Consider the following 26,212-nt stretch of genomic DNA (forward strand, 5'->3'; position numbering starts at 1 on the left):
ACCTCAACTCAGCGACCGTCTGCCGCGGAATGATCGTGCGGCCGAGCCTGTTCCGGGCTCTGGTTCGGTGTCGATTCTCCGGGATTCCCAGCCGTGGGAATTGTCGTCGCGGGCGTCGTCAACCAGCGCAGCAGGGCGAGGATCTCGGTCTCCGGACCCAGGGCGGCGTAGAGGTGGGCGACCACTTCGGCCCGAGCGTCCAGCACGCCGAAGTCGCTGTCGCCGAAGAGTTTCGACGCCGCGAGACGAAGTCCGGCCCACGCTTGGGGCCGCAGCGGATCGGCTCGCAGTTCGCGGCTGTAGAGCGCCACCGCCTCGGAGAGATAGCCCGCGCGGTAAGCACGGTCACCCTCGAGCTCGGTGTATCCCTCCGCCTGCGCCGCGTCGGAACCGGGATCCGGCGTCGCGGCCAGATATAAGCGGAGATAACGGGCGGGAATCCGTTGCTGTGCAATGGCGGTCGCGCTCGGCAACTCCGCGCAGGGCGGAGCGCCCGTATCCCAGCGCGACACCAGGTCGCGGACACCGCCCGGATCAGGTTCCAGATCGCGTACTCGCCGGAAGATCGTGTGCACAGCGGACAGTTCAGTCGTCAGCCCCGGGTTCGCGTCCAGACTCGTTGCGCTGTCATCGATCCGGTGTGCCGGGGCGGGCATGGTCCAACTCCTGTAATGGTTTCGAATCGGTGGGCACCGGTACCGCGTCGAGGTCGATGCGTACCCGGGCTTCGATATGGGTGATGAGTTTCTTCAGGTCGGCGCAGTACACCGACGGATTGCGGAAGCCATCTGCTTCCCGGTAGCGGTGTACGTAATGGCCACCGCCACAGATCTTTTGGATCGGACAGTCGAGGCAGGTGGGGCTCAGGGCGGCGGCTCCGATCTGGCGAGCCATCACCGAGGGATCCCACATGGCCATATCGAGCGGGTTGCCCTCGCCGCGCACCGGAATTCGGGGCGCGCCCGCGAAGGCTGATTTCAGCTCGTCGACCTGTTCGAGAGAACCGTCGGTCTCGACGACCGCGAGCCGAATCGGGCCGAGGCCGACAACTTCGGAGGTGGCGCGGCCACCGAGCAGCAGATCGATGATGTCGCCGAAGAGCCGGACTCCGGTCTCTCGCTCGGGCGCGTCGTACCACCTGTCGAAAACCGCGATCAGCCAATCGCCATAGGGGGTGCGGGACGGATCGACGCCGCGTTCCGGTGGTGGCGTGGTCCAGTTCCCATGGGGCAAAAGGAAATCCACGAGCGGCGGCTCGAACAGCAGCATCGACTCGTAGGTGCGCACCGGATCGTTCGCCACGTCGATGGTGCACAGCAGGCCCGAGAACAACTGCCGATGCCGGGGCGCCAGCAGCTGCTCCAATCCGGCCACGACCCGGGCGTAACTGCCGCGACCGGCGCGGTCGAAGCGATGCCGATCATGGTCGGGCTCAGCGCCATCCAGGCTGACACCGATCCTGACGTTCCAGCGTTCGCAGATGCGCAGCACATCCTCGTCGATCAGCACACCGTTGGTCTGCACCGCGAGCCGGAGCCGCACCACCGGATCGAGTACCTCACGGGCGGTCCGGGCAAAGTACTCCAGCTCATTGGTTCCGACCAACAGCGGCTCACCGCCGTGCAGCACCAGGTTGACCGCAGGCAGCCCATAGCCGACGGCGTGATCTTTGATCATCTCGCACGTGTCGCGAAAAACGCTGCGCGACATTGCCTTCGGCTTCTCACGCCAGCTCTGGTCGGCCATTTCGTAGACGTAGCAGTAATCGCATGCGAGGTTGCAGTGACCGTGAATCTTGACGATGAACTCGTTGAACGCCTTGGGCCGCCAGCCGCCGCGGCGCACCTCGGCGAAATCGAGACCCCAACCACGCCAAGGTAATTCGCTGATAAACTGCTCCACCGATATCGGTCCTCTCATGCCGCGCGAAATACGACAGTCGCGCAGTGTGGATTGAGTCGTCGTCAGCAGCGCCGGAATCGGAACAGTGGCCGGGCAATTCGACGCCATGGCGGGCGTCCCAAACCTAGCGCAAGGGCTCGACCAGCGAGGACGCTGCTTCCCAATGTTGAGAAATGGCCGGTGAACGCATGTTTCGCGAAATTCGGTCCGTCCGTCCAGGCGGTGCACGACACGTTAAGGATCAGTGAACAGTAGGTGAGTAATTCGTATTGAATCGTTTCGAGATTCTCGAGTAATCTCCCACCTCATGGCCAGGCGCTCGCCGCGCGGCCGGTCACAGCGGCCGCGCCGGAAGTCGATGAAATCCCGTAATTCCACCGAATCGGACGGTTGTTGTCGCCGTGCCGCCGCATGGACGCGGCGGTGCCGTGCCGATCGCAGGCTGCGCCGACGACTTCGATGGATGTTCTGGATCCTGTTCGCGCTCTTCGTCTTTCCCGGCCTGATAGGCGCGGCGGCGGGCGCGAGCGGCACCGCGAACGAGACCGGGAGCAGCGGGGGCGGGATCGACGGCCTCAGCTGGATGAATGTGCGGGACTCCTCAGGAGTGCCACTGGCGAACTATTCCTTCGTCACCGACCACGGCGGCATACTCGACCCGGCCGCAACCGTGCTGTGGACCCTGCTCGGGCTGGAGTTCACCGGGTACATGGTCATCGTCATCAGCGCGATCTGGTTGATCGGCTACGCGCTGAGTTTCCAATGGCTGAGCCTGTTCTCAACGGCGCTGCACGGGCTGGCACGTGCCTTCACGCAGACCGTCGCGACGCCGATGATGCTCATCACCGCCGCCACGCTCGGTGCGTTCTGTGTCGCCTGGTTCGCACTGCGCGGTTATCACGCGAAGGCGACCACGCAGGTGGTGACCATGCTGGCCGTGGCCACGCTGGGACCGATGTTCCTGGCCGATCCGCTCGCGGAGGTGCTCTCGCCCGATGGGCTGCTGGCGCAGGGGCGGGATCTGGGCATCTCCGTCGCCGCCGGACTCAATGGCGACGCCACTCCCGATCCGGCACGGCTCATCTCGACTCTGCAGGGCAAACTGGCCGACAATTTCGCGCGAAGTCCGTTGCAGGTCTGGAACTTCGGGCATGTGGTGGATAGCGCACCGGCGTGCCGCAGTGCATGGACAACCGGGGTGTCCGCCGGTGACGACGGACGAGTTCGCAAGGGACTGCGCGAATGTGGTGACGGCACCGCCGCCGCGCGGGCCGACAATCCGACCATGGGTCAGGTCGGCACGGGCCTGATCCTGCTCATCTGCGGCACCCTGCTGCTGTTGTTCGCGGTGTTCCTGGCGGTCCGGGTGATCAAAGCCGCGCTGGATTCGATCTATCAGGGCTTCCTGACGATCCTTGGCTTCGCGGCCGGCGGCTTCATCTACGGCCCGACGCAGAACTTCCTGGTACGCAGCCTGGTTCACGGTTTCGTCGCCGCGGCGCGAATGACGCTGTACGTCATTTTCCTGAGCTTCTACATGGTGTTCATCGGCAATATCTTCGAACAGGCGCAGGGACATGTGATGGCGGTGCTGGTCACCGCCGGGCTGGTCGAAGTCATCGCACTGTCTCAGCTCAAACACCTGAGCAGCAGCATCGGCAAGGGCAATGACTGGATCGCGAACCGATTCGCGCTCGCGGTCCAAAACGGTGTGCCCCGCACCGCGAGCGGCGGTTCCGGCGGTGGCACCGCGCTCGGCATGGGGATGGGAACGGTACGCGCGGGCGGTTCCGGCGGTATCGGACTGATCCCCAAACTCGCGATGCTCAACACCCTCAATGCCTCACCGGCCGCGGCCTGGATGGCAGGCGGGGTTGTGAATCCGATGAACCCGCTGTCGCGGCGCCGCCGCAAGATGGACAAGGAGAATATGGCGGCCTCGCCGATGAGCCTGGAGACGCACGAGTGGAACAAGTCCGCGCGCGACAACTGGATTCACAAGGCGGGACTGCGCTCGGACGGCACCAACGGTCCCAAGACCGATCTGCAGGTTGCCAATATCCTGGACGGGTTGTACGACAGCAAGGCTCCCGACGCCATGCTGATTCCGGCCATGCTCTGGGCGGGCGCTACGCATCAGCAGGTGATCAATGCCGAACGCGCACTGGCGGCGCAGAAGGCCAGCATGATGGTGGATCCGATCGGTGTGCCCGCGGTGCAGAAGGCGGTCGCGGCGACCTTCGGCGTCCACAACCATCTCAGGGACGGTGATCCCAAGAGCGCCATCGCAAGTCAGGCCGTGGTGGCGGCGGACAACTTCGCCCGGCACGCCTTGGCACCGGTCAACGCCGTGGACGACAACGATCCGTTCGTGCGGTGGGTCATGCAGGGGGCCTCACTGGATCAACTGGCCGCGATCACGCCCGCGCAATGGCGAGCGGCCGGGGTCGACAAGCGTCTGCACATCGGCAATCAACTCGCGCTCCGGCACCAGACGCTGGCTCACGCGTACTCCGAGGCGCTGCACAATCCGGCGGCGACCACCGCTCAAATCGACCGCATCCGAATGGAATTCGTGAACTCGGGATTCCGAATCTCCACGCTGCACACCGCGAATCAACTCTCGCCCTGGCATCACGCCTGATGGCACGCCGCCAGTCGGTGGTTCAGCTCCACCGACTGGCGGCGTAGCTCGACGGGAGCGCGACGATGCGGACGTTCAGCCCGGTACGCGGGGCTTCCACGCAGCGGCCATTGCCGATGTACATCATGACGTGCGTCGGGCTGCCGCCGTTGTAATGCCCGGCGGGGAAGATCAGGTCGCCCGGCCGGATATCGGCGGGATTCACTTTGGGCAACTGACGGTACTGATCTTGCGAGACCCGGGGGATGTTCACCCCGGCGGCGCGGGCCGCGTATTGCATGAGACCCGAGCAGTCGAACGAGTTGGGGCCTTCCGCGCCCCACACGTATGGTTTGCCGACTTGGGCAGTAGCCACCGCGATCACCTTCTGCACTGCCGCCGACACCCCACCCCCGGACACCCCGGTCCCCGGATAGTTGTGCCCGGTGATGTTGTACAGGTATTGGGCCGTCAGACCGTCTATCGCGGCGGCGGTATCGGCCGCACTGACCTGACCCGCACCCGCCAGGGTCAGGCCCTGGCGCAGGGCGACGGTGAGAATGTCGTGCACCTTCTGCGCCCCGGCGGGGGTGTACGCCGCCGTCCCGAGTTTGATCAGAGCGATATCGAGCTCCTTGATCAACGAGGTGAGTGCCGCCTTGTTGATCCCGTGCTGCCCGGCCAGACCACCCAGGTAGCCCGCGAGCTGATTGTCGAGATTATTGAAAGCGATTGCGGCGGTGCGCTGATAGAGCTGCACGGCGGACAGCGCGGCCGCGGTGCCATTGCCGGCCGTCCCGCCCTTACCCGGATCGGCACCCGGTGTGACTCCCGGGGTCGCCGGCTTCTTGCCGGTTCCGGAAGGTGTCCCGCTGGACTGGCCGTAGGTGTCGCGGAGCCGCCGCAGCGCCTTGATGGCGTCCTGGGCCTGCGGCGATAATGTGCCCGCGCCGTCCGCGGTAGCGGTGCCACCGCCGGTAGGTTGTCCGGAATCCGTTGTGCCCGCGACGTTCTGCGGTGCGCCGCCGCCGGATCCCGAACCTCCGCCCGCGCCGCCGAGCAGCGAGGAGAGCATCATCGGCAGCATGGCCAGCATGGGCGCGGCCGAGGCCAGCGCCTTGGTGTCGATATTGGACAGCGGACCGTCGTCATGCTGTCGCTCGCCCGAATCCGAGTGCACCCGACCGGAATCCGGACGCGCGGCGGCATCGGGCCCGGCGGGTGCCCCGACCGGCGCCGCTGCCGCAGCGGGTGGACCGGCGGGCGGTGCCGCCGTACCAGCCGGGGACGAAGCCTGGGGAGCACCGGGCCCGGCCGGAGCCGCCGCGGGCGTGGTGCGCGGCGGGTTACCGGCCGCGAGCGCGTCGACGGCGGGGGTTGCGGAGGGCTGGCCCGCACCGGGCCGGGGTGGACCGCCCGCCGGTATCGGCGGCGGCCAGGTCGCACCCGGCGCGCGCCGGTTCCACGGGGTGATCGGGCCGGGCGGCGTTTCTCGTTCCGCCGCAACGGCTTCCGACTCGGTCGATACCTCTGCCGCTTCGGTCACGTCGCGTCTCCCAGCACCCGTTTGACGCGCACGCCCGATCCGCTGGGCATGGCGAGCTCCAGCAGCCTGCCCGAGTTCGGATCCCAGCTCACCACGACCATCGACCCGCCCGTGCTCTGCCCGGCCTCGACGGCCAGGCCCACCCTTGTCGGTGCGTTGGCTCGATAGTCCCAGAACACCAGATCGCCGGGAGACTCCGCCCCGGTGGCCACCTGTTCACCGCAAAGGCTTTGGGCCGCAATACTGTCGGGCAGAACCAGTACCTCTCCGGAACCCGGGAGTGGACAGCGGTCGGGATTGCGGCCGGAGCGGGCCGCGCTCAGGGACTGCGCCTCCGCATCGGTGAGCGGCTGGCAATACCCCGTCGCTGTCGCGGCCGAGATCCGGTGCAGTACGGCCGCGGTGATCGCGGCGGGCTCGACCTGTGCGCCCCCGGCGGCCCCGCCGCTGTTCCGATTCACCAGTGCGGCAATCGTTTCTCCCGCGCATCGCGCCGCCGCACCGGTGGCGCGCGTGTTCAGCGGCGGTCGCTGCTGATAGACGGCGGTCCGCATGGCACTGGCACAGGCCCGCTGCCGATCGGTCACCGAGGTGTCATCGGCCGCGAAAGTCAACTCCGCGTAGGGATTCGCAGTCAACGACGGCGACACCGGCGCGGCGACCGGACTCGCGGCCACTGTGACCGTGGCCGTGACGGTCGCGGACGGGTTTGGGATGGCCACCTCGCACTGACGATCGAAATCGGACGCCACCGCGCTGTCGATCCCGCCGAACACCACCACCAGGAAGGTGAGGACGAGCACGACCAGCACAGCGGGAACCGCCAGGGCCGCAAGCAGTCTCATCGTCTCTTCTCTCTGGGAAGGGTGGGTTCACCGGGTTAGGTATGCCGTCGGAGCCGATCCGCCACACCGGCCATCGCCGACCAGTCGCCGTCGGGAAGGCTGGTACGGGGCCGAGCAAACTGCTGCAGCGGGGTTCGCATACCGCTCGGTGTCCAGCTTTCGCTGTCACGGGCTCCGGCCACCTGCCTTCTGACCGACTGCATGAGTTCCCGATCGTCCGGATTCTGCGCCAGGGCGTTCGCAGCGCCCGAGATCCGCTTCGCGTGCTCATTGCCGATCCACGCCCACATTCGGTCCGCGTCATAGCGTCCGACGCCGGCATCGGACAGCGCCGCCATATGCCTGCGGAGGCGCGCGGCGTCCGGGTTCGTGTCCGTCTCCGAAGGCGCTTGCGTCCCGTTGATCACATTCGCCAGAGCGATCAGCTTGGACTGGGATGGTCTGTCCATGTAGTCGTTGACGAAATCCCACTGCGGGTGCAGGGCGTTTCCCTCATCCAAGGTGACACCACCGGACCGCCGCCGGCGGAGTCGATAGGCCGACGCCTGCAGTGTCGCGATGTCCGCGGCGGCCTGATCGGCATCGCCCGGCTTGAATCTGCCTCCGCCGCGCACCAATCGGTTCGTGGTGTTCTGCGCTCGGTTCAACGCGGCCGCCACATGAGCCAGGTGCTTGTCGGAGAGCACGTTCCCCTCCGAGTCCTTCTCGGCGATATTCCACGACTTGATCGCACGTGAGATGAGAGCGGTATCGGTGAAACCCGCGCCCTGGAGCGCACCGTTCAAATCCGGGATACCGGCGCCCACGTCGATGGCTCCCTGAATCGCGGCCGCGGCACCCAGGACCGTATCGATACCACCGTTCTTCATCGCCGCCCGCATGGCCGAATCCGCGTAGAGCTGTCGGCTCAGCATCGACTGGACGTTCCAGCCCATCGGACCACCCAGCCCCGGCACGGCCTGAGCACCCCAGTTCGCAAGGGTCGCCGCGTATTCCAGTTTCGAGTCGGGCATCATGCCATTACGGCGATGCAGCATCCACGCGGTGACGGGCGAACTGCCGATCACCGAGGCCGCGCCGAGGGTCTTGAGGATTCCCAGACCGTGGCGGTGCGCGCCGACATTGCCCATGCCCAGGGCGGCACCGCCGCCCCCGACGCCGCCCTGGGTGGCACCGTGCAGAGTTTGCGAGAACCGGTTGGCCACCCAGTCATTGCCGCGGTCCAGGCTCGCGTCCAAGCGCTTGAGCTGGGTGATGGCGATGATCTCGAGAATCGCGCCCATGACGAAGACCGCCATCACCTGACCCTGCGCGTGCTTGAAGATATCGCCGAGGAACAACACGTAGATGCCGAGGAAGATCACCTGCACGGCCATCCGCAGCGCGGCGAACAGCGAGTGCACCACGCTGCGCACCAGGAAGGTCTGGGTGGGGCCGTAGACGAATCCGCCTGCGGCGAAACCGAATATGGCCAGGAACGCGTGATAGACCGAGTCCAGCGCCGAGCGGACGATCTTGACCGCGAGCACCGCGCCGAAAGCCAGCAGCAGCGTCCCGGAGATCAGCAGCAGCAGGCCCGCGCCGAATTGCCCGGCGGTCGGATCCTTCGCGGTGGCATATGCTTCGCTGTCACCGCAGGAGCGGATCGCGTCCTTGATCCGATCGTCGTTGCCGCTGGACACGGTGTTGGTCCAGGCGGTACCGCAGGCCGGGCGTTCATCGATCACATGACCGAAGTTCCACACCTGCAACGGCTTTCGCGCGAAGTTGTCGGCCAGCTGTTCCTGCATCGAGGCGACGATCGCGTTGGGTTGCGGGCTCTTGTCGCCATTGAGACCGGCCGCGACCGTGATGCCCAGATCGCGACCCTGGGTCAGCCAGCCGTCCGAGGACAGTACCTCCGCGAGCGGATCGGCCAGGAATACCGGGCCCAGTATCGCTACCGCGAGCATGGTCACCACCTGCATGACCGCTTTGGCGTGAAACCCGCGCAGGACGAACCACGCGACGCAGAACGCGCCCAGTGATGCGGCGGTGATGAGCACGATCGGAATGCTGACCTGCTCGGTGAATCCCTCAGCGATCGCGCGCAGCGGTGCCGCGAACAGATCCATCCACTTGAAGCTGAGCACGAATCCGATCAACCAGATACCGGTCACCACGATGACCATCCAGCCCGCGAACTCGAGATTGATCGCCAAGGCCAGTCCGCTGGTGAAGGGATGCAGGATGCCGCCCTCATTGGTGGCGAACGAATAGTTCGACAGGCTCACCCCCGCCGAATCACGGACGTTCATCCAGCTCAGCGCACCATTGGCGGCCGAAGCGGACGAGGAACCCGAGGAACCGCTCTGCGCCATCGCCACCGCACCGATACAGCCCGGAATGATGGTGAACCCCAGGATGATTCCGACGATCACCACTGTCCGATGGCGCCGCCGAGACGCACGCACCCACGCCCCGATCCGGCGCGCCACCGCGCCCAGGTGCCAGTGCCGCAGCTCCCAGACCTGCCCGGCATCGCGCCTGCGGCCACGAAAGCTGCGATCACGTCGTGCGGCACCGGTGCTCACTAGTCCATCCGCCCCTGCACGATCGCCGTCCGGGCCGAGCCCGGCGTACTGGTGATGGCGGCGGCACGCTCGGGCCGCGCCGGACCGAGAATCTTGCCTCGCCCGATCCGGTTGAGTGCGTCCCGCATGAACATCTCGCCGCGGCGTTCCTCGGGAACCTGGCGCCCCGGACCGATCGGTGGTGAGGTCTCCTCGCGCAGAATCTGGAGCAGGTAGGGCGCTTCCTCCAGATCGACGCCCAGCCATTCGAGACTGTTGCGTGCGAGCACCTCATCGCGCTGGCGAAAGACGAAGCGGTTCGGAATCAGATTGTGTGCCGCGCCCTGGAAGTCGGTGGCCGGGTCATGGGAGGCGAGTCCGATGGCGGCCAAGTGCTTTCGGCCGTCACGGCTGAAGTCCGAGGTGACCGCCGCACCGACCTGGGTCTGGGTGAAGTGGTGCGCCTCATCGCCGATGAGCAGGCCGAAACGGCCGTTGTCACGCAGAAACGCTTCGCGCGCCGCGACTCCCACAAGTTCGTAGAGCGCGGTGCCGAGTCGTTTGGTCAGCGGCAGCCGGTTGTACAGATGCGGTGTGGTCAACTCCTCGGCCGAGGGCAGCGCCACCTGATGACTGCGAATCACGGTAGCGGCCGCGTCCAGTCGCAGCGTCGCGAGTTTCGGATTGAACAGCACCGGCACCCGGTCGGCGACCGTCCCCAGCCGCGAGGCCAGATCCGCGTACTCGTCACCGATTCCGGGGGTATCGCGCAGGCGCAGCACCACCTGGAACAGGTCCACCAGTGAGTGGATTCGATGCTCGGCGATACCGCGCGGGGTCAGCAGAGAACTCGCCGCCGCGCCCGCACCCGAGGTCGGTGACAGGTCCAGCAGCGGCAGAATCGAATCGAGGGTGCGCTCGCCCGCGATCCGCGGATCGAACAGGCGCAAAGGATCAAGGGAGACAGTGGGATTGGCCAGATCGATGACTACAGCGTCGTCGATAGCCGATGCGAAGTGTTCCCACTCCCCCACCTGACTGCGGTCAATCGCGAGGAACTGCCCACCCATGTCATTGACCAGTGCCGCAATGAGTTTGAGCAGATACGACTTGCCGGAACCGAGCTCACCGGTGACCGCGAACGACGCCGACAGATCGTGCAGCGCGGCCTCCATGATGCCGAAATGGATCGGCTCGAAATGCCCGGACATCAGGTTCACCCCGATCACCGGACCGCTGTCGTCTCCGATCTGGCTGCTGGTGAACGGCACGAACCCGGCCCACATATCCGAGGGCACGATATGGGCGAAGTCATCGAACGCGCGCCGGTGCGGACTGCCCGGCACCATCATCGACCACAGGTCCACCTGCGCGCCGAGCGGTGCGGTGAGTTCGACCTGAAACCTGCGATAGCGGCGTTTGAGCAGGTTCACCGCGTCCATGGTCGCCTCGCGCGAGGAGCCGCCGACCGCGATGACGGTCGTGAAGGACACCTCCGACTCGCCACCGTTGACCTCGAAATGGGTGTTGTACTCGCCCAGCATCTGTGCCTTGGACATCAGGGTGTTCTGCGCGAACGAGACTTCCTGATCGCGCTGATCCATCTGCTCGCCCAGGCGGCGCAGATTGGTCTCGTTGTTCTTGAGCACCTGCTCCGCGGGCCGGGTCGAAACCCGGATGCCCCAGTCGACGGTGACATCGCCCAGGCCCTCGATCACGTTGAGGAATTCGCTGCCACCGGGAAAAGTCATGCCCGCGTAGGGAAACGAGTGCGGGGTCAGCATCGCCTGATAGGAGGGGCGGAACTCGAAATCGGGTTGCACCACCTTGATCACCGGCACGAACGACGGCCGCAAACGGCGACCGCTGTCGGTCTGCGCGCCCTCGTCCAGGGCGGCCGAGCGGAATACCGCGGCCGTCACATCATCGAGCGCGCCGACCCGGGTGGGCGCCACCGGATCTCCGGCCGCGCCCCGGGAAAGATAGTGCTCCCACAGCCATTGGAACAGTGCCGCCGGAACCGGCACCGGATCGAACTCCCCGCCGATCCGAGACAGGATCTCCGCGGCCTTCTCCTCATAGCCCTCGATATCGGCGCGGGTGACACCGGACAGGTCCGCCGGGGTCGCCCCGCGCCACATCCGCGCCAACCCCGACATGCCCGGGTTGGCCGAGCCGACGGGCATGGACAGCAGGAAGATTCGCGTCTGCGGACCGATCGCCCGAACCCGCTCGTACGCCGCGACGACCTCGATCGCATAGGACTCGGACTCGTCGAGGTCGACGCCCTCCACCATCTTGCTGAGCACGTCGAGGGTGTTGAGCCCGGCCTGGATGCCCAGCAGCAGCGACCCGTTGGGCAGGCTGTTGATCAGCGCGTGATGCGCGGCCTTGACATCGAATTTGTCACTGGCCTTACGCAATCCGTACCCCAGCGGGGTGATGAAGTAGGTCGCGGTGACCAGACCCGAATGGGTGAACTGGAGGTTCCCGCGGATCGCCACGGTCGGCTGTAGGTCGCGATCGAAGGCCATCAGCCGCGCCCGCCGGGTAGCAGCGCGCGACCGCCGTCGATCGCCGCGAGCAAACTGCCGCCCGCACCGAGATTCGGCACCGGCTCGGGGCGGCGCGGCTCCACCACCCGGTCATCCGGGAAGATCACCACCACGGACTCCTCGATGAACAGGGTATGCCGCGCGGACTCCGCGTCGATCGGCATTCCGGAGGCGGACACCGGCTTTCGATGCGTGAGCAGTCGCCCGACCCACAGCACCCGCGAGGTCAACCGGACGCCGGTGTACGGGATGAGGCCGAGCGCGAACACGCTGATCACCGTCACGACGAGCCCGGCCACGAACGTGCCGGCCGGGTTGATCGGAAAGCTCATCGAGCACACCGCGGTGATCGCCAGCAGTCCGGCCGCCGCCGCGATCTGCGGCAGCGTGTACGGGCCGAACGGCAGCTTCTGCCCGTTCTGCGCCTTGCCGATCACCGTCGGCACCCGTTTGATCGGGGTGAAGACCTTGATCACCGAACTCATCGGCCGTACTTGCCGATCGGGAAGTCCTGCACCACGCTGCCCGAATCGACGCGGGCGTAGTTGATGATGGTCGGCAGGATCCAGAACAGCACCGCCGCCACGATCGCAGACCCGGTGACCGCGAAGACCTTACCGGGCGAGAGTTTGTTCTTGGTGGCCTCGGAAATGAGGATTCCCATGCTGGCGATGGTCAGAATGATCAGGCCGAGCCAACGGAAGACGAGCAGCACTCCATAGAGGATGTTGCCGAGCTGTGTGCCCATGCGGGGAGTCCTTTCCCGGTCAGTTCTGTGTTGCCTGCGGCACTTGCGCCGCGCTCGCCGGCCCTTTGGCCGTGGTCGTGGTGGTCGACGCGGCCCCGCCGCCACCGGGCGACTGCATCGAACCGGCGGTGAGCGGAAGATGCAGCGCGGGAACCGAATCCACGGCGCTCACCTGCCACTGGCCGGCTTCGCGAATCATGGTCAGCGGGTACGCCAGGGTCGGGGTACCCGCGCCGTCGGCCTTGGGGTTCACCGACACCAGCACCCGCGCGGTGGATCCGTTGGCGCCGCAGGATGAATCGTCGGAGTTGACGGTGGCGGTATCCGCCGCGGTGAACGGGGCCGGGCGCAACGCGGTGATACCGGAATTCGGGGTGGTGTAACGGGCGATATCGCCCGTCCCGGTCAGCAGCGCCTGCAGGAATCCGGCGGCCACCTGCGCCAGCGGAGTGTCCGCGGCGCAGGTCGCGCCGTAGTTCAACGCCAGATCGGGTCCGTGGGCGGGCGGCTCGACCGCGGCGGGCAGTGACAGCGCCCGCATCCGGCCCTCGATCATCGCCACCGAGACCTGATAGCACTGGCGTGGTGAATCATCCACCGCCGCACCGAGTTTGCGGGTCAGGCGGACCGAGACGGTCACGCCCCACACGTCCACTCCCCCACTGCTCAGTTCGCGACTGACATAGACCACGCTCGGATCGCTGACCTGGCGAGCAGTCGTGGGCAGGGTCGCCTGCTGGGCACCACCGACAAATTCCAGGATGCGATCCTGTTGTCCGGCAGCGGCACTCAGATATGTGACAATGAAATCGCGCGCGAACGACTCCGCCAGTTGCGATCTGCCGATCAGCGATACCGTCGAATTCTCCGACGGACCAGGCGGCGGATCGGAGAACGCGTCGATTATCGCGTGCCCGCCACCGAAAACCGCCAGCACCGCGAGTAATACGACGACGATATTGTCCCGGCGGCGCCGGGCGGCCATCCGGCGGAGCAGTGCCTCACCGGAATCTGCCCGTCTACCACTCGATACGCTCACCTTCGAAATGGTAGAGAGCAAGTGGCGCAACGTTACTCGACGGTACTCCCAGCATTGGGAACCAATTCACACATGCGTCCTTCTACCCATTCGACCGGTGAGCCGATAGCGCAATTGTTCGTCGTAGCCGATCGGCACTCCGGTCATCGGTATTCCGGCGGTATCGCACAGCGGTTCGGGCAGCGGCGAACAGTCTCCGGTACAAACGAATTGCACAATTGCCAGCGGCCTGCTGGAGTACCCGGGATAGGGGTACAGCAGTAGCGAACTGCCGGTGTACCCGCCGCGATAGTCCAGGGTGCGCACCGTCGCACCGGCGGTGTACCCGGCCCGAACCTGCTTGCCGAGCTCGGACAGTTGCTCTTGATCGCCGGGATGGAAGACATCGCCGGGGCGAAAGAGATAGTCCCATCGGATCCACGGGGCGGGATCGGTCAGCCAGTGCGCGATACCGGCGTGTTCGAGATGCACCACGGCGAGATGGGTGCCCGCGCGGCGGTGTGCTTCGCGCAGTGCGATGTTCTCCAATGTGGGTCGGTGGGTGGCCGGCTGATCGGAGGTGACGTCCTCGATCAGCCACCATGCGCCACGGGAGCGCTCGTCATCGCGCCCGCGAATGGTGAAGCGCCACCGGCCCGCTCGGCCCATAGCGCTGGTGACGGTCGCGTCGAACTGCAGTCTGGTGTCCGGGTGCGGGTCGTACAGCAGATCGAGCACCTCGGCGTGACGGTCGAATCCCGAAATCCGCTGGAACAATTCGGCGATCGACATCCTTGGCACGTACTCTTCGGCGGTGATGCCGGTCAGGGCGGTGATGCCGCTGGGCAGGGCGAGGGTCTGGGATTCGAGATCCCAGATCGCCCCGGCCGCTGCGGGCGGAACCGGTGCGAATTCCGCGGCCGGACCCATCCAGAGCTGCACACCGTGCACATCTCCGGCGGGCCCGAGCACGGGCCGCGCCCAGAGCGCGTGCGGGCCGGATCGACTGGGGACGGTCATCTTGAACTCGGTGGCCCGCTGACGCACCGCGTGCACCGCATCGGTGATGCCCGCGGGGGTCAAACCCTGGTACAGCGCAGGCGTTTTCGCCAATTGCCGTTGCAGGACCCGCTGCCAGGCGGCGAAGTCACGCGCCGAACTCCCGACCGAGGCCACCGTGAGCGCCTCGGCGGCCAAGGTCTCCGCCGACATCCAGGGAATCGTTGGGCCGCTTCGTATTTCGCTGCCCTGCCCCGACCTCGCCTCGGGATTCGATGATCCAGGAGTAAATCCCACCCGTTCAATGTACCGTTATCTAGCGGCACATTCAATGGATAGTTCATACTGATAACTACCAGTGCGTATGGTTAACCAGCCGGTAACTTGTACGCGGGGCGTCGGCGACGCCCCGCGCGCAGCCTACGACGCCTGGTCCCCGACCAGGGCCAAAATGCCCGCACCCGCGAGTACCCCGAGATCACCCAGAGCCGACGGCACCACTCGCAATCCGGCCAGATAGCCCAGCCTGGCATGGTCCGCGACCGCCTCGGCCAGCGGTTTCCACAGCGCCGGGCCTGCCGTGGCCATAGTCCCGCCGATGATCACCAGATCCAGATCCAGCAGTGCGGCCGTCGACGAAATCGCCCGGCCCAGTGCGGTTCCCGCCCGTCCGAGAGCGGCGATCGCGATACCGTCACCCTCCTGCGCGGCGGTCAACAGCTCGGCCAGGGAATCCCCGGACCATCCCTGTCCGCGTGCCCACGCCCGGACCGCCGTACCGCCGGCCACCGCTTGCGTACAGCCGTGGCCACCACATTCACAGGGCTCGTCGAATCCCGGCACCAGGGTGTGCGCGATGCTTCCCGCGTTCCCGGTCCGGCCCACCACCGCGAAGCCGCCCACGGTCATACCACCGCTGAGCTGCTCCGAGGCCGAGATGGCCAGCGAATCCATCACGCCCTGGGCCGCGCCGAAGCTGCGCTCAGCCAGGGCCAGGCAGACCCCGTCCAGCGCCACGCTCACATTCGCCTTCGGGAAGACCTTGCGGGCAGCGTCCACGATCGCGAAACCTGTTCGCCACTGCGGTATCTCAGTCGATGCCACCACGCCCGCGGCCATATCCACCGGCCCTGAGCAGGCAATGCCCAGGGCGGTGACCTCGGTGCCCGCCGCCACCTCGAGCAGCAGCTCACGGGCGCTGTCCCAGGGCGCGCCCGAAGGCATCGGCGCGCGCCGAATCTCATCCGCGCCGATGTCATCGGCGACCTGACCGGCCGCGAATCCGGCGGCGCTCACTTCCAGAGCCAGCACGGTCATGAATTACCCACCATCACAAGGATTTCCAATCGATCAGCGGAACAGAACTACGCGGTGCCGGTGGGCCGCAGCGGCTGGCCGAGCACCAGGTGCCGACGCGGCGCGGGGAGTGCGGGCTCGGCCCGATTCGGTTCCTGACCATTGCGGATGATCCGCATGGGCCGATTGCGATCGACGGGCGCGATGCGATGCCTGTCGAGATTCTCGACCACCTTGCCGGCGTTGTCGTAGCCGATACCGGCCCAGATCATGGCCCGGGGCGCGTCCCCGCGTTCGATGAACGACTGTGCCAGCGACTCACATTGAGACAGCAGCGGGCAGCTCTGGCAGATCTCCACGGCCATCCGCCAGGAATCAGGCGTGCCGACGTCGAGATCCCAGGCGTTGGGAATGTCCGCGCAGGGCGGGCGATTGGAACGGGCGGGGGTCGCGGCGACCTTGGCCGGCGCGAGGGAAACCCTGCTCAGGGCACGGGTGTGGGTGATGCTCATAGCCGTCTCCGGAAAACATGGGGGCACAACGCGATTCGGTCGCGTCCCACTAATCGGGCGGTCGTCGGGGCTGATCCAGCAGTCCCCGGAAGCGGCTGTAGTAGCCGGTAGAGGCACGTTAACCGACATGTGTCTGCCCCCGCAAGGTTTATGCCGTTATGTAACGGCGCATTGACTTAGGTGCGGTTATGTTGCATCGTTGTGTAGCGGCTCGATACATTCGGTACCGCACACCAGCCCGGATCTGGATTCTGAGGATGATCGGCACAGTGGAATACACAATCGATGAACTGGCACGGGTAGCCGATACGACCGTGCGCAGCGTCCGTGTGTATCACGAACGCGGCCTGCTACCCTCCCCCGACGTCCGCGGCCGTATCGGCTACTACGACGTCAACCACCTGAGTCGGCTACAGACCATCAGCCGTCTGCTGAGCCGGGGCATGAAGCTCAACGGCATTCGCGAACTCCTGGAAGCCTGGGACCGCGGCGACGGACTAGCCGAAATCCTCGGTGTCCCAGACCAACCCGATGACTCGGCCCCCACTCCGGCCGCTCCCCCGGCGCCCTCGCCGGAACTGCCCGAGTACATGCATAAGGCATTGGCCACCACCGATCCGCTCGAGGCCTATCGGCTCGCCAATCCGCGCTGCTGCGATCTCGCGACCCGGCTCATCGATGCCGGACTCCCCGCATCGGCCGCTTTCAGCCTGGTCGAGCGATTCCGGATCGATGTCGATCAAGCCGTGGATCGCTACGCCAGCGAACTGTTCTTCCACCTGGCCGGTAAGCCGTTCGAACAATCGGAACGGGGTCCCGGCGATCGCAACGACTTCGAAACCAATATCGCCATCGCGCGGCTGATGACCAATCGCGCGGCCGCGGAGTTGGTCGATCAGGTGCTGTCACGGCATACCGAGCCGCAGTCCAGCGACCCGGCGCCCTGATACCTTTTCGTCACAGTGACGCCAGTCTGCTCATAACTACGCGCGGACATTCGGTGGCCACGACCGGAAGCGTCTGCGGCCGAACCGAATTGGACCATCCGCAACTCCCGCGAACGATCTTCCCCACGCTGGGAATAGCCGAAACTGAGTAGGTCGGCATCGAGTGATCAGGGCGGGTCTATGAGCGCGAAGTTCATGCTCGAACCTGGTGAATTCTCGGGCCAGGCAGGGGTTTTCGCGGGTGCGGGAGTCGAGTTGGCCAATGCGCTGGCACAGCTGGAGAACGCGCTCGCGGGTGAAGGCCCCTGCTGGGGTGATGATGCGCCCGGCCGGGAATTCGAGAAGACCTACCACCCGGACGCGAACCAGACGGTCGCGAATCTGAAAAACCTGGTCGCATCGCTGCGGTACTCCGCAAGCACCATGGGCAAAGTCGTCAATGACTTCAACGACATCGATATCGACAGTCGTAATCACGTGACGAATTCGGGCCCGGAGCGCGATCCCCTGTCACTGCCCGCCATGACCAATGCACCGGCCGCGGCCCCCGGTCAAAGCCCGGCCCCATCGCCTTCGGCAGAGCTGCCGACCACACCGGGTCAGCGATCGACTCCCGGTACCACCCAGCACGCGGCTGCACCGGAGCCCAGTGCGACCCCATCCCGCGAAGCAGCGCATACCCTCGCACCGTCGGCACTGCCGAACACCGGAAGCGACGGCCAGAATGCCGGTACGCCAACACAATCCGGCCAACCTGGAGCCGCGACACAGTCTCCAGGGCCTAGCACCGCGCCGAACCCGTCGTCGAACCTTCCTGCTGCTACCGCCCCGGCGGCAGCTGCATCCCCGACGGCATCGACCGCCGGACACCGGACGACCGAATCGGCCGCACCGGCGCAACGGGTGTCCGTAGCACCGGACCGAATACCTCCATCTCGCGTACCCGCCGCAGACAGCAAGCCCACCGTCTTCACCGACGGCGCGAAGACCGGTGGTTCGAACGCAGCTCCGTCCAACCGTCCCGCCCCTCGAGTATCCGAACGGCCCGCCGGAGCACCGGGTTCCGGCGGTCAGCCGCCCCGATCAACCGGTACGGGCGCGAGACCACCAGGCGGGAAGCGAAAACAGCCGGAGAAGACCAAGGTACCGACCGAGGCCGTGTCGGCCGACCCATCCGATCCCACCTCGAAAGCGGATCAAGACACCCCTGATGAACCTGGGTGGCAATCGCCGCCGGTACGCGATGAGGGTTCGGGTTCCACCACTCCGTGGTCGAATCTCCCTCGCGCATCCGGTGCCACTCGCGACGAGCTTCAAGGAAACAGTCGATGGAAGAACCCGGCATGGAAGACCTGACCTCCGCGAACGCCGAGCTCAAGCGCATGGTGAACTCCCTGCTGGACGGCCTCGACGATCAAGCCGCCGCGATCCCGGAAGTCGTTGCGCGCCTGTCGACATCACAATCCTCGGCGTGGTCGGCGGATCAACTGGTCGAGGTCACCGTCGACGCGTACGGCGTCGTGGTCAATACCCGGCTGGCCGAGAACGCGCTGCGATCCGGCACGCCCGAGCGACTGGCTCGATCGATCACCGAGGCGGCCCGCGCCGCGGCGCAGGTCGCCGAAAAACAACGCGCGCAGATCATCGCGCCGATCGCCGACGCCGCCCACGGACTGCCGGATCTCTCCGATCTGTTTCCCGGCGCGCCGAGCCTGCAGGAGATCAGAGGTATCGTCGGCGCGGCGGCCACTCCGGAAACTATTCGCCGTGAACCGGATTCGACCTCCTCTGATCCTCGGTGACCCTGAATATTCCGCCCGAGATTCCCTCTTGGGTGGTAGCCGCCGTCGCCGGTCCCTGGCCGAAGGGGGACGAAGACGCGCTGCGCCGACTCGGCCACGCCTGGATCGCGCTCGGCGAAGCGATAACGAAGATCTCGCACACTACGGGCGAGGCACGGCGGCGCGCGCTCACCGTACTCGAGGGCAAAACAGCGAATGCCTTGAAGCAGCATGGCATCGACCTCGACGCCGACCTCGGCGAAGCCGCGAAAGCCTGCCACAGCCTCGGTGAACAGTGCCTGCACGACGCGCTGTACACCGAATTCGGCAAATACGTGATCGTCGGATCACTGGCCGCGTTGGCGATCCAGTTGACGGTGGACCTGCTCGTGCCCGGCGTGGGTCAGGTGCAGGCCACAGCCGCGACCACCGCCACACGTCTCACGGTCCGCGCGGCCTTCCGCGATCTGATCGCCAACCTCGGCGCCGACGGTGCCCGAGCCGCCGCGGCGCGATTCGTGAAAGTCGTGCTGTTCAAGGGAGCGACCATGGGCGCGATCCAAGGTGGTCTCATCCCACTGGGCGCCGACGTCGCGCAGATGATGCAGCACAATCGCAAATCCGGCGACTTCGACTGGGAGCAAATCGGTTTGGGCGTGGTCGCCGGTGCCGCCGCGGGCGCGGCGGGCGAGTACGTCGGCGGGCGCGCGATGATGGGACTCGAACGCCGCATAGCGACCGACGGTTTCGCGGGACGAACCACGGTTCGGCTGGTCGGAGCGGCAGCCGGTGGCGGCGCGGGCGCGGTGGCAGCGGTGGCCGCGATCGTGCCCTTCACCGGAAAGCTCGAGTTGGGATGGGATCACATCCTGCCCGGCATCGTGGGCGGTGCCCTCGGCAGCATGCCGCACGCGTTGCGTGGCCCGGCGGGACCTGGAACACCCGCGGCAGGGCGGGGCGAGCCATCGAATGGCTCGAAGTCCGCGCCGGAACCGTCCGGGAAGCAGGGACGGACGCCATCCAGCAAGAACCGCGACGATCAACCGGTTGTCACGACGCGCCCGGAAAGCAGAGCGCGACAGGCGGAAACCCCCGGCGCGGCAAAGAGCGCACCCCGGCAGGAGGCCGCCGCACAGTCGAAGTCCGCGGCGCAGAAGGGCATCCCACGCCAGGAGGCCGCACCCGCTTCGAAAGCTCCCGCGGCAAAGTCGGAGGCGGCTCCGAAATCCTCGGTTGCACCTCGGCAGGAGGCTGCGCCACAGGCGAAAGCCGAAGCACCGCAGGCAAAATCGGCCATTCCGCAGCAGCAGGCGAGCGAGCGGCCGATCCCGCAACAACGCTCGGACGGGGGCCGTCAAGTATCAGCGGACTCGGCGAAAGCCGCCCCGGCTCGATCCGAAGCCGCACCCGGCGCGGCCGCGAAGCCGCCCCAATCCTCGGTATCCGCACCCCGAGTGGATCCCAAAGAAATCCCGCCGGCCGCCGTTCGAGAAGGCCGCGCGGACCTTGCGGCCGCTATTGGCCGACTAGTCGAACAGCACAGCGCTCTCCCGGAAGCCATAAACTCCGCCGTCAACAACGGCCGCGCCGAGGTGGCGGGCGCAATCGACCGACTGATCCACCAGCAGGCCGGCGCACCCGAACAACCGGGTGGGCAGGCACCGCACGAGCCGAGCGCAAACCCGGCACCGCGCCCCGACGAGCCATCTCTCGGCGAAACGCAGCGCGTACGCGAAACTCCGGACGCGGCAACGGATTCGAACGCTCCGGCGCGAGTCCGAGACGAACCGGCACCCAACGAAGAAGCGCCACCCCGCCAGCAGATCGGCACCCGCGAACCCGCGGAACCCCAACCGGCACCGGCAACACCACCCGCCCGCCTCGAACCGGCACGACAACCGGAACCCACCCCACCCAGGCAACCCACCCCCGGCGGCGCCCGCGAACCCTCCCCCGCACGACCAGCCCAACCCAGAGAGGTCCGCACCCCCGAACCACCGAACCGCGCCACCGCCAACCGCCCCCGCAACAACGAAACCACAACGCCCCCAACACCACGCCCCACCCGAGAGACCCCAACCCGCCCACCGGGGGAAGTAGCCCGGCCCCGCAACGAGCCCGAAGCACCCGCCAACCGACGCACCGAGGAAGCAGCCGCAGCACGACGCCGAGGCGAAGCAGAAGTCGCCACACGACGCCGCGCGACCGAAGAAGCCGCAGCACGACGACGCGCGGAAGAGGAAGCAGCCGCCCGACGGCGGGCTGAAGAGGAGGCCGCCACCCGACGGCGGGCTGAGGAAGAAGCCGCCACCCGACGAGCTGAAGAAGCAGCAGCGGCACGAGCACGCACGGAAGAAGAAGCAGCAGCGCGACGCCGCGTCGAGGAGGAAGCCGCTCGACGACGGACAGCGGAAGAAGAAGCCGCCACCCGACGGCGGGCTGAAGAGGAAGCCGCCAACCGGCGGCGGGCCGAAGAAGAAGCCGCCACCCGACGAGCCGAAGAAGAAGCAGCCGCACGACGCCGCAGCGAAGAAGAGGCCGCCACGCGACGAGCCGCAGAGGAAGCCGCCAACCGGCGGCGAGCCGAAGAAGAAGCCTCACGAGCCCGCGCGGAAGAAGAAGCAGCGGCGGCACGACGACGCGCCGAGGAAGAAGCCGCCGCACGACGAACCGCGGAAGAGGCCGCCGCACGACGCCGGGCCGACGAAGAAGCAGCCACTCGCCGCCGAACCGAAGAAGAAGCAGCGGCACGACGACGCGCGGAAGAGGAAGCAGCCACCCGACGGCGGGCTGAGGAAGAAGCCGCCACCCGACGAGCTGAAGAAGAAGCAGCAGCGGCACGAGCACGCACGGAAGAAGAAGCAGCAGCGCGACGAACCGCGGAGGAGGCCGCCGCACGACGCCGGGCCGACGAAGAAGCAGCGAACCGACGCCGGGCCGAAGAAGCCGCCGCACGACGACGCGCGGAGGAGGAAGCCGCACGAGCCCGTGCGGAAGAAGAAGCCGCTGCGCGGCGGCGCGCAGAGGAGGAGGCTGCCGCGCGGCGGCGAGCGGAAGAGGAGGCTGCGGCACGTCGCCGGGCTGATGACGAGGCGCGACGTACAGAGGCATTGCTCGAGCGAGTCCGACATGAATCCGAGAGTTTGATCAAAGAATTGGAGGAATCACGGTATGCGATGCGGGAGAAGCATCGGGATGAGGTAAGGAGGTATCAAAAAGCCGCGCAGGAGGCGCTGGCCCGCGGTGATTGGAATTCGTATTCGGAGAACTTGGCCAAGGCTCGTGAAGTCTTGAAGTCGGCGCGCGAAACTTATCGCGAAGGCGATCTGCAAGCCAAGCCAGGATTCTCGAATCGGAAGCTTGTTCCGAGGCTACTGGGCCGAGAGCAGCGGAGATTCACCAAAGACGAATATATCGAGAAGTGGGAACACAAGCTGGGCCGTAAGATCACCCCTGAGGAATTGCGCACGATCGAACGCGGGTGCATCGGTGTCAGCATGGCTGGGCTCGGACGAGAGAATTCGCAACCCCCGATGCACATGGCTTTCGACGACCCTGCCGCACATGCCAAGATCGCGGCCGCACAGAAGGCGCTCGCTGCGGGCGAGGCGGCTACTGGAAAATTGATGGGCGCGACCAAGGAACTCCGCCGACAGCGTTTCGCACTCAAGAAGGCCCTCGAAGAGCCGGGTGCGACAGAGACGTCCCCCGAGGTCGTCGCGGCGAAGCGGAAGGTGGAAAAGGCAACGGAGCTGGTCGAGAAGTACAAGACCGAAGCTCGCGAAGAGTGGCGCAAGATTTCGGCCGAAGCACGCGAGGAGCACGAAGCGAACCGCAACGAGGGCAAGATCGAAGGCGGCGAACGAACCTTCGAGCGTGTGTCGGACTACACCGATCGGCTCAACCAGATCCTGGCGTCGAAACCGGAAAGTGTCGCGGAGTTCATGGCGAAGGTAGAGGCCGACCCGGTGCTGTCCCAGCTCAAAGGGATCGAAGCTTCGTTGCCTAAGAATGGGAAGCCATCCGAATGGGAAGCGGTCATATTCTCCAAGCATTTCTGGTCCGGAGAGGACGGTATCTCACCCGCCCCTGAACGATTCACACCTGACCCGACAACCGGTCAGGTCGATATGTCGGGCAAGCGCGCACTGGGCAGAGACGGCTATATCAACTTCGACTACGGTCTATACGACAAGAGAACGAACTCGTGGCTGCACGCCAATCATTTCGAACCGAAAACCGCGGAACAAAAGGCTGTGTACGACCCGATGGAGGTCCTGCAGAGTTCGCATAAGAAGTTCTACTCCAGTTATGTCGACTTCGACAGCGCGGTAATATGTATCGCATTCGTCCGCAAGGCATGACAGTCCCCGTCCAGAGAAATGAAGCGACATGAATCTAGATGAGTTCCTCAACGACACTGTCACGCTATTCGGCTTGGCGGATAACGCCATGTTCGGCGCGGTTGTCGTCTGCGGCCCCAATTCACACGTCTACGTCGAAGGGCTGCACGAGTGGAGCGATGATGATCGCTTCAAATCGGTCGAAATCACCGGAGTACTGGTGCTCGAAGGCGACGACATGGACCTCGACAGCGAGGAAATCCCCGTTCATGGCTTAGGACGGCACTACGTCGTGAAGGACGCACAGTGGGAACTCGCCTGAGCGCCGACGAGACCGCCCCCACCACGATCGGCCGCGCACAGGCCACGGACGGTCCGGGGATAGCCCGCGCGAATGTGCTGGCGTCGGGGGTTGCCTACCGCGACCTTCCCGGGGCAGCTGAGCACCTCGACCGATTCCTCTTGAACGACATGGGACCACGTAAGCTCGCGGACTGGAGCGAAGTGGCCGAGTCCGGCGATCCGGGCTTGCTGGTGGCGCGGACCGCGGACGGTACGGTCGCGGGGTACATCTGGGTATCGATGAGCGACGATGGCAGCGGATCGATCGATTCCTGGTATGTCCACCCGAATTGGCATGGTGCGGGCGTCGGGCGCGAACTGATGCGCGCGGGGCTGGAGCGGCTGGGGAACGTCGATGTCTACGCCCACACCGTCCTCGGCACGGCGGCGGTAGAACGTCATCAACGGTACGGCTTCGTCATTCTCGACGGGCTGCGCGAAACACCACAACCGCTGCGGAACGCGGGGATTCACGCACCTCTGGTTGCGTTGAAACGCCCTGCGCTGCGGCGGGCGGCGGAGGTTGCCTCCACCGCCCGCACGATCTTGTGACTAGCCGTCTATGTCCTCGAACTCGGATTCCTCGTCGTTCGCGCTGTTGATCCGCTCGATGTCCTCGGCAAGGTACAGCTTGAGTGCCTGATCGACGAGCGCGCTGCGGCTACCCGTCTGCCAGGTTTCGACGAGGTCGTCGATCGCGGCCATATCCTCGGCGATGATGCCGCTGAGGGCGATCTTCACCTGGGGTTCGGAGTGACGGCGGCGGCGCGGGCGGGCGGCGTCGACTCGTTTGAACAGGCGGCCCGCGGGTTTCGCGGAGGCGGCGGTGGTGAAGTGGTTCTGGAGTTCGAGCTCGTGGGCTTCGATGGCGTCCAGGACCACTGCGCCGTAGCTGCGGCCTTCGCCGCGTTGCTGCTTCTCCGTGTGGGTCAGCTGACGGAGTACCTCGGCTACGACACCTGCGACGTGAGCCTCGGGGACGGATTGGCCGTTCTTCGCCCGGGTGCGAGGGCGCTTGGTCGGCTCGGCGACTGGGCTGGCAGCCGCCTTGGGGGCGGCCTTCTTTGGTGCCTTGGGGGCCGCCTCGGGTGAATCCACCACCGGGGCAGGGACTTCGGCGACGTCAGGGACCGCGACCAAGGGGGCGGCATGGGCGACGGGCCGCGGCGCCGAGGGCGGCAGCAGGTCGTCGATGTCGTTCAGGTCGTCATCGTTGAATGCGCCTTTGCGTGCCATTACGCGGTCTCCTTCGCTCGCTCACCGGTGGCCAGTCGGACCAGTACTTCTTTGGTCAGCTTCTGATAGTCGGTGGCCAGCGGTTCGGTGTCTCGGGACCACCGCTTGATCACCTCCTCCTCGGAACCCTCGGGGCGCGAGGGGGTGAATCCGACCAGCTCTTCCGCCGTGAGGTGGAAGGCGCGCGCGTCGATCGCCGCGGCCTTGTCATGGCGAATGAAGTTGCGGAACGGCTCGATTCCGGTGCCGTCGAGCAATTCCATTATCTTGCCGAGGGTTTCCTCATTGCGGCGCACCGCGCGCGGATTGCAGTCGAAGAGGACCATTCCCATCAGCTCGACAAGGGCGCCGTTCTTGCGGGCGTGCAGGTAGCGACGAGCCAGGAGTTCGGCGCCGTCCATGCTGCCGTCGTCTTCCTTGGTGGGTACGACGAGCCAGCTGACGATCTGGAGGAGCAGGTCCAGCACCGCGCGGTCACCCGGGCCGGAATCGATGAGAACGAGGTCGTAACCTTCGGCGTCGACCAGGGTTTCGAGTGCGCCGCGCAGATTCTGCAGCGGGTTGATCCCGGTCTGCTCGGCACTGGAGACGACGGTGCCCGCCATGGCCAGATGCCGGCCACCGCAGACGACGTCGAGGCCGTCACGGACCTTGCGGACCGGCTCCAGGGCAGTTCCGTATTGCAGGGTCATCGCAAGCGAGCGACCCTCATCGGAATCGTTCACCCCGAGATCGCGGATGGTGCAGTTGCCCTGCTGGTCGGCGTCGATCAGCAGTACCCGCTTGCCCCGTCGGGCGACGGCCACCGCGATGGCAGCGGCGATCGACGATTTGCCCACTCCCCCTTTTTGGTTGGCCAGCAGGATCGTTCGTCTCACGGCACGGATATCAGGCAGCAAACGAGAACTCGTCACGATCGTGGACAGTACCCCAGCGCACACCGCCGAACCAACCATCTGGAGGGGGT

The 26,212-nt window shown here is 66.1% G+C and carries 20 protein-coding genes; 6 read left to right on the top strand and 14 right to left on the bottom strand.

Translation table 11 applies throughout. From position 1 onward, the window contains the following. Positions 1-8: 8 nt before the first annotated feature. Together ACFC4D_RS26955 and ACFC4D_RS26960 are read right to left on the bottom strand one after the other, a co-directional pair. A complete protein-coding gene (locus tag ACFC4D_RS26955) occupies positions 9-656 on the bottom strand; it encodes a hypothetical protein (RefSeq protein ID WP_376067660.1) in 648 nt (215 codons plus the stop codon). Beyond that, entirely contained in the window at positions 628-1,902 is a 1,275-nt protein-coding gene (locus tag ACFC4D_RS26960) for an FxsB family cyclophane-forming radical SAM/SPASM peptide maturase (protein ID WP_376067662.1), read from the bottom strand. The genes ACFC4D_RS26955 and ACFC4D_RS26960 overlap by 29 nt, the downstream gene beginning before the upstream one ends. 463 nt (positions 1,903-2,365) lie before the next feature. Here ACFC4D_RS26960 and ACFC4D_RS26965 point away from each other — a divergent pair, with 463 nt between their 5' ends. Next, on the top strand, positions 2,366-4,546 hold the full coding sequence (locus ACFC4D_RS26965) for a hypothetical protein (protein WP_376067663.1): 2,181 nt from the start codon (positions 2,366-2,368) through the stop codon (positions 4,544-4,546). Positions 4,547-4,568: 22 nt separating this feature from the next. Here the strand turns inward: ACFC4D_RS26965 and ACFC4D_RS26970 are convergent, their stop codons facing one another. The 10 genes from ACFC4D_RS26970 to ACFC4D_RS27015 all read right to left on the bottom strand — a co-directional run bounded on the left by ACFC4D_RS26970 (position 4,569) and on the right by ACFC4D_RS27015 (position 16,596). Next, a complete protein-coding gene (locus tag ACFC4D_RS26970) occupies positions 4,569-6,071 on the bottom strand; it encodes a C40 family peptidase (protein ID WP_376067665.1) in 1,503 nt (500 codons plus the stop codon). Further along, positions 6,068-6,916: a hypothetical protein gene (locus ACFC4D_RS26975; RefSeq protein WP_376067667.1), complete on the bottom strand. Its 849-nt coding sequence runs from the start codon at positions 6,914-6,916 to the stop codon at positions 6,068-6,070. The genes ACFC4D_RS26970 and ACFC4D_RS26975 overlap by 4 nt, the downstream gene beginning before the upstream one ends. Positions 6,917-6,951: 35 nt before the next feature. After that, complete coding sequence (locus tag ACFC4D_RS26980) at positions 6,952-9,489, bottom strand: hypothetical protein (RefSeq protein ID WP_376067668.1); 2,538 nt, start codon at positions 9,487-9,489, stop codon at positions 6,952-6,954. Continuing rightward, positions 9,489-12,002, bottom strand: coding sequence for an ATP-binding protein (locus ACFC4D_RS26985; RefSeq protein ID WP_376067670.1), 2,514 nt, complete (start codon positions 12,000-12,002; stop codon positions 9,489-9,491). The genes ACFC4D_RS26980 and ACFC4D_RS26985 overlap by 1 nt, the downstream gene beginning before the upstream one ends. After that, positions 12,002-12,508, bottom strand: coding sequence for a hypothetical protein (locus ACFC4D_RS26990; protein ID WP_376067672.1), 507 nt, complete (start codon positions 12,506-12,508; stop codon positions 12,002-12,004). The genes ACFC4D_RS26985 and ACFC4D_RS26990 overlap by 1 nt, the downstream gene beginning before the upstream one ends. Then, complete coding sequence (locus ACFC4D_RS26995; protein WP_376067674.1) at positions 12,505-12,771, bottom strand: hypothetical protein; 267 nt, start codon at positions 12,769-12,771, stop codon at positions 12,505-12,507. Before ACFC4D_RS26995 ends, ACFC4D_RS26990 begins: the two co-directional genes overlap by 4 nt. A gap of 19 nt (positions 12,772-12,790) precedes the next feature. Then, the gene (locus tag ACFC4D_RS27000) at positions 12,791-13,810 is read right to left on the bottom strand and encodes a conjugal transfer protein (RefSeq protein ID WP_376067676.1); all 1,020 of its coding nucleotides are present in this window, start codon (positions 13,808-13,810) and stop codon (positions 12,791-12,793) included. 66 nt (positions 13,811-13,876) lie between these two features. Continuing rightward, a complete protein-coding gene (locus ACFC4D_RS27005; RefSeq protein ID WP_376067678.1) occupies positions 13,877-15,001 on the bottom strand; it encodes a GAF domain-containing protein in 1,125 nt (374 codons plus the stop codon). Between the two features lie 207 nt (positions 15,002-15,208). After that, positions 15,209-16,105: an ROK family protein gene (locus ACFC4D_RS27010; RefSeq protein WP_376067680.1), complete on the bottom strand. Its 897-nt coding sequence runs from the start codon at positions 16,103-16,105 to the stop codon at positions 15,209-15,211. A 47-nt stretch (positions 16,106-16,152) separates the two neighbouring features. Continuing rightward, complete coding sequence (locus ACFC4D_RS27015) at positions 16,153-16,596, bottom strand: hypothetical protein (RefSeq protein WP_376067682.1); 444 nt, start codon at positions 16,594-16,596, stop codon at positions 16,153-16,155. A 269-nt stretch (positions 16,597-16,865) separates the two neighbouring features. On the opposite strand from ACFC4D_RS27015, the gene ACFC4D_RS27020 reads away from it, so the two are divergent. From ACFC4D_RS27020 to ACFC4D_RS27040, 5 genes are all read left to right on the top strand, one after another. Then, complete coding sequence (locus ACFC4D_RS27020) at positions 16,866-17,543, top strand: MerR family transcriptional regulator (RefSeq protein WP_376067684.1); 678 nt, start codon at positions 16,866-16,868, stop codon at positions 17,541-17,543. 1,328 nt (positions 17,544-18,871) lie between these two features. Continuing rightward, positions 18,872-19,345: a YbaB/EbfC family nucleoid-associated protein gene (locus ACFC4D_RS27025; protein WP_376067685.1), complete on the top strand. Its 474-nt coding sequence runs from the start codon at positions 18,872-18,874 to the stop codon at positions 19,343-19,345. Next, a complete protein-coding gene (locus ACFC4D_RS27030; protein ID WP_376067687.1) occupies positions 19,342-23,688 on the top strand; it encodes a hypothetical protein in 4,347 nt (1,448 codons plus the stop codon). Before ACFC4D_RS27025 ends, ACFC4D_RS27030 begins: the two co-directional genes overlap by 4 nt. A gap of 28 nt (positions 23,689-23,716) precedes the next feature. Further along, the gene (locus ACFC4D_RS27035; RefSeq protein ID WP_376067689.1) at positions 23,717-23,989 is read left to right on the top strand and encodes a hypothetical protein; all 273 of its coding nucleotides are present in this window, start codon (positions 23,717-23,719) and stop codon (positions 23,987-23,989) included. Next, positions 23,974-24,561, top strand: coding sequence for a GNAT family N-acetyltransferase (locus ACFC4D_RS27040; protein ID WP_376067690.1), 588 nt, complete (start codon positions 23,974-23,976; stop codon positions 24,559-24,561). Before ACFC4D_RS27035 ends, ACFC4D_RS27040 begins: the two co-directional genes overlap by 16 nt. On the opposite strand, the gene ACFC4D_RS27045 is transcribed toward ACFC4D_RS27040, so the two are convergent. Continuing rightward, positions 24,562-25,245, bottom strand: a complete 684-nt coding sequence (locus ACFC4D_RS27045; protein WP_376067692.1) for a hypothetical protein — start codon at positions 25,243-25,245, stop codon at positions 24,562-24,564. Continuing rightward, positions 25,245-26,123 carry a ParA family protein gene (locus ACFC4D_RS27050; RefSeq protein ID WP_375960530.1) on the bottom strand — a complete coding sequence of 293 codons (879 nt, stop codon included), beginning with the start codon at positions 26,121-26,123 and terminating at the stop codon, positions 25,245-25,247. Before ACFC4D_RS27050 ends, ACFC4D_RS27045 begins: the two co-directional genes overlap by 1 nt. Positions 26,124-26,212: the final 89 nt, after the last annotated feature.

The sequence above is a fragment of the Nocardia sp. NPDC056000 genome (assembly GCF_042269265.1).
Taxonomy (GTDB): Bacteria; Actinomycetota; Actinomycetes; order Mycobacteriales; family Mycobacteriaceae; genus Nocardia.

Excerpts from the sequence above, each read along its gene's own strand:
- ACFC4D_RS26975 (WP_376067667.1), bottom strand. The coding sequence starts at position 6,916 with ATGAGACTGCTTGCGGCCCTGGCGGTTCCCGCTGTGCTGGTCGTGCTC.
- ACFC4D_RS27010 (WP_376067680.1), bottom strand. The coding sequence starts at position 16,105 with ATGACCGTGCTGGCTCTGGAAGTGAGCGCCGCCGGATTCGCGGCCGGT.
- ACFC4D_RS26955 (WP_376067660.1), bottom strand. The coding sequence starts at position 656 with ATGCCCGCCCCGGCACACCGGATCGATGACAGCGCAACGAGTCTGGAC.
- ACFC4D_RS26965 (WP_376067663.1), top strand. The coding sequence starts at position 2,366 with ATGTTCTGGATCCTGTTCGCGCTCTTCGTCTTTCCCGGCCTGATAGGC.
- ACFC4D_RS27005 (WP_376067678.1), bottom strand. The coding sequence starts at position 15,001 with ATGTCGGCGGAGACCTTGGCCGCCGAGGCGCTCACGGTGGCCTCGGTC.
- ACFC4D_RS27035 (WP_376067689.1), top strand. The coding sequence starts at position 23,717 with ATGAATCTAGATGAGTTCCTCAACGACACTGTCACGCTATTCGGCTTG.
- ACFC4D_RS27025 (WP_376067685.1), top strand. The coding sequence starts at position 18,872 with ATGGAAGAACCCGGCATGGAAGACCTGACCTCCGCGAACGCCGAGCTC.
- ACFC4D_RS26985 (WP_376067670.1), bottom strand. The coding sequence starts at position 12,002 with ATGGCCTTCGATCGCGACCTACAGCCGACCGTGGCGATCCGCGGGAAC.
- ACFC4D_RS27015 (WP_376067682.1), bottom strand. The coding sequence starts at position 16,596 with ATGAGCATCACCCACACCCGTGCCCTGAGCAGGGTTTCCCTCGCGCCG.
- ACFC4D_RS27045 (WP_376067692.1), bottom strand. The coding sequence starts at position 25,245 with ATGGCACGCAAAGGCGCATTCAACGATGACGACCTGAACGACATCGAC.
- ACFC4D_RS26990 (WP_376067672.1), bottom strand. The coding sequence starts at position 12,508 with ATGAGTTCGGTGATCAAGGTCTTCACCCCGATCAAACGGGTGCCGACG.
- ACFC4D_RS26995 (WP_376067674.1), bottom strand. The coding sequence starts at position 12,771 with ATGGGCACACAGCTCGGCAACATCCTCTATGGAGTGCTGCTCGTCTTC.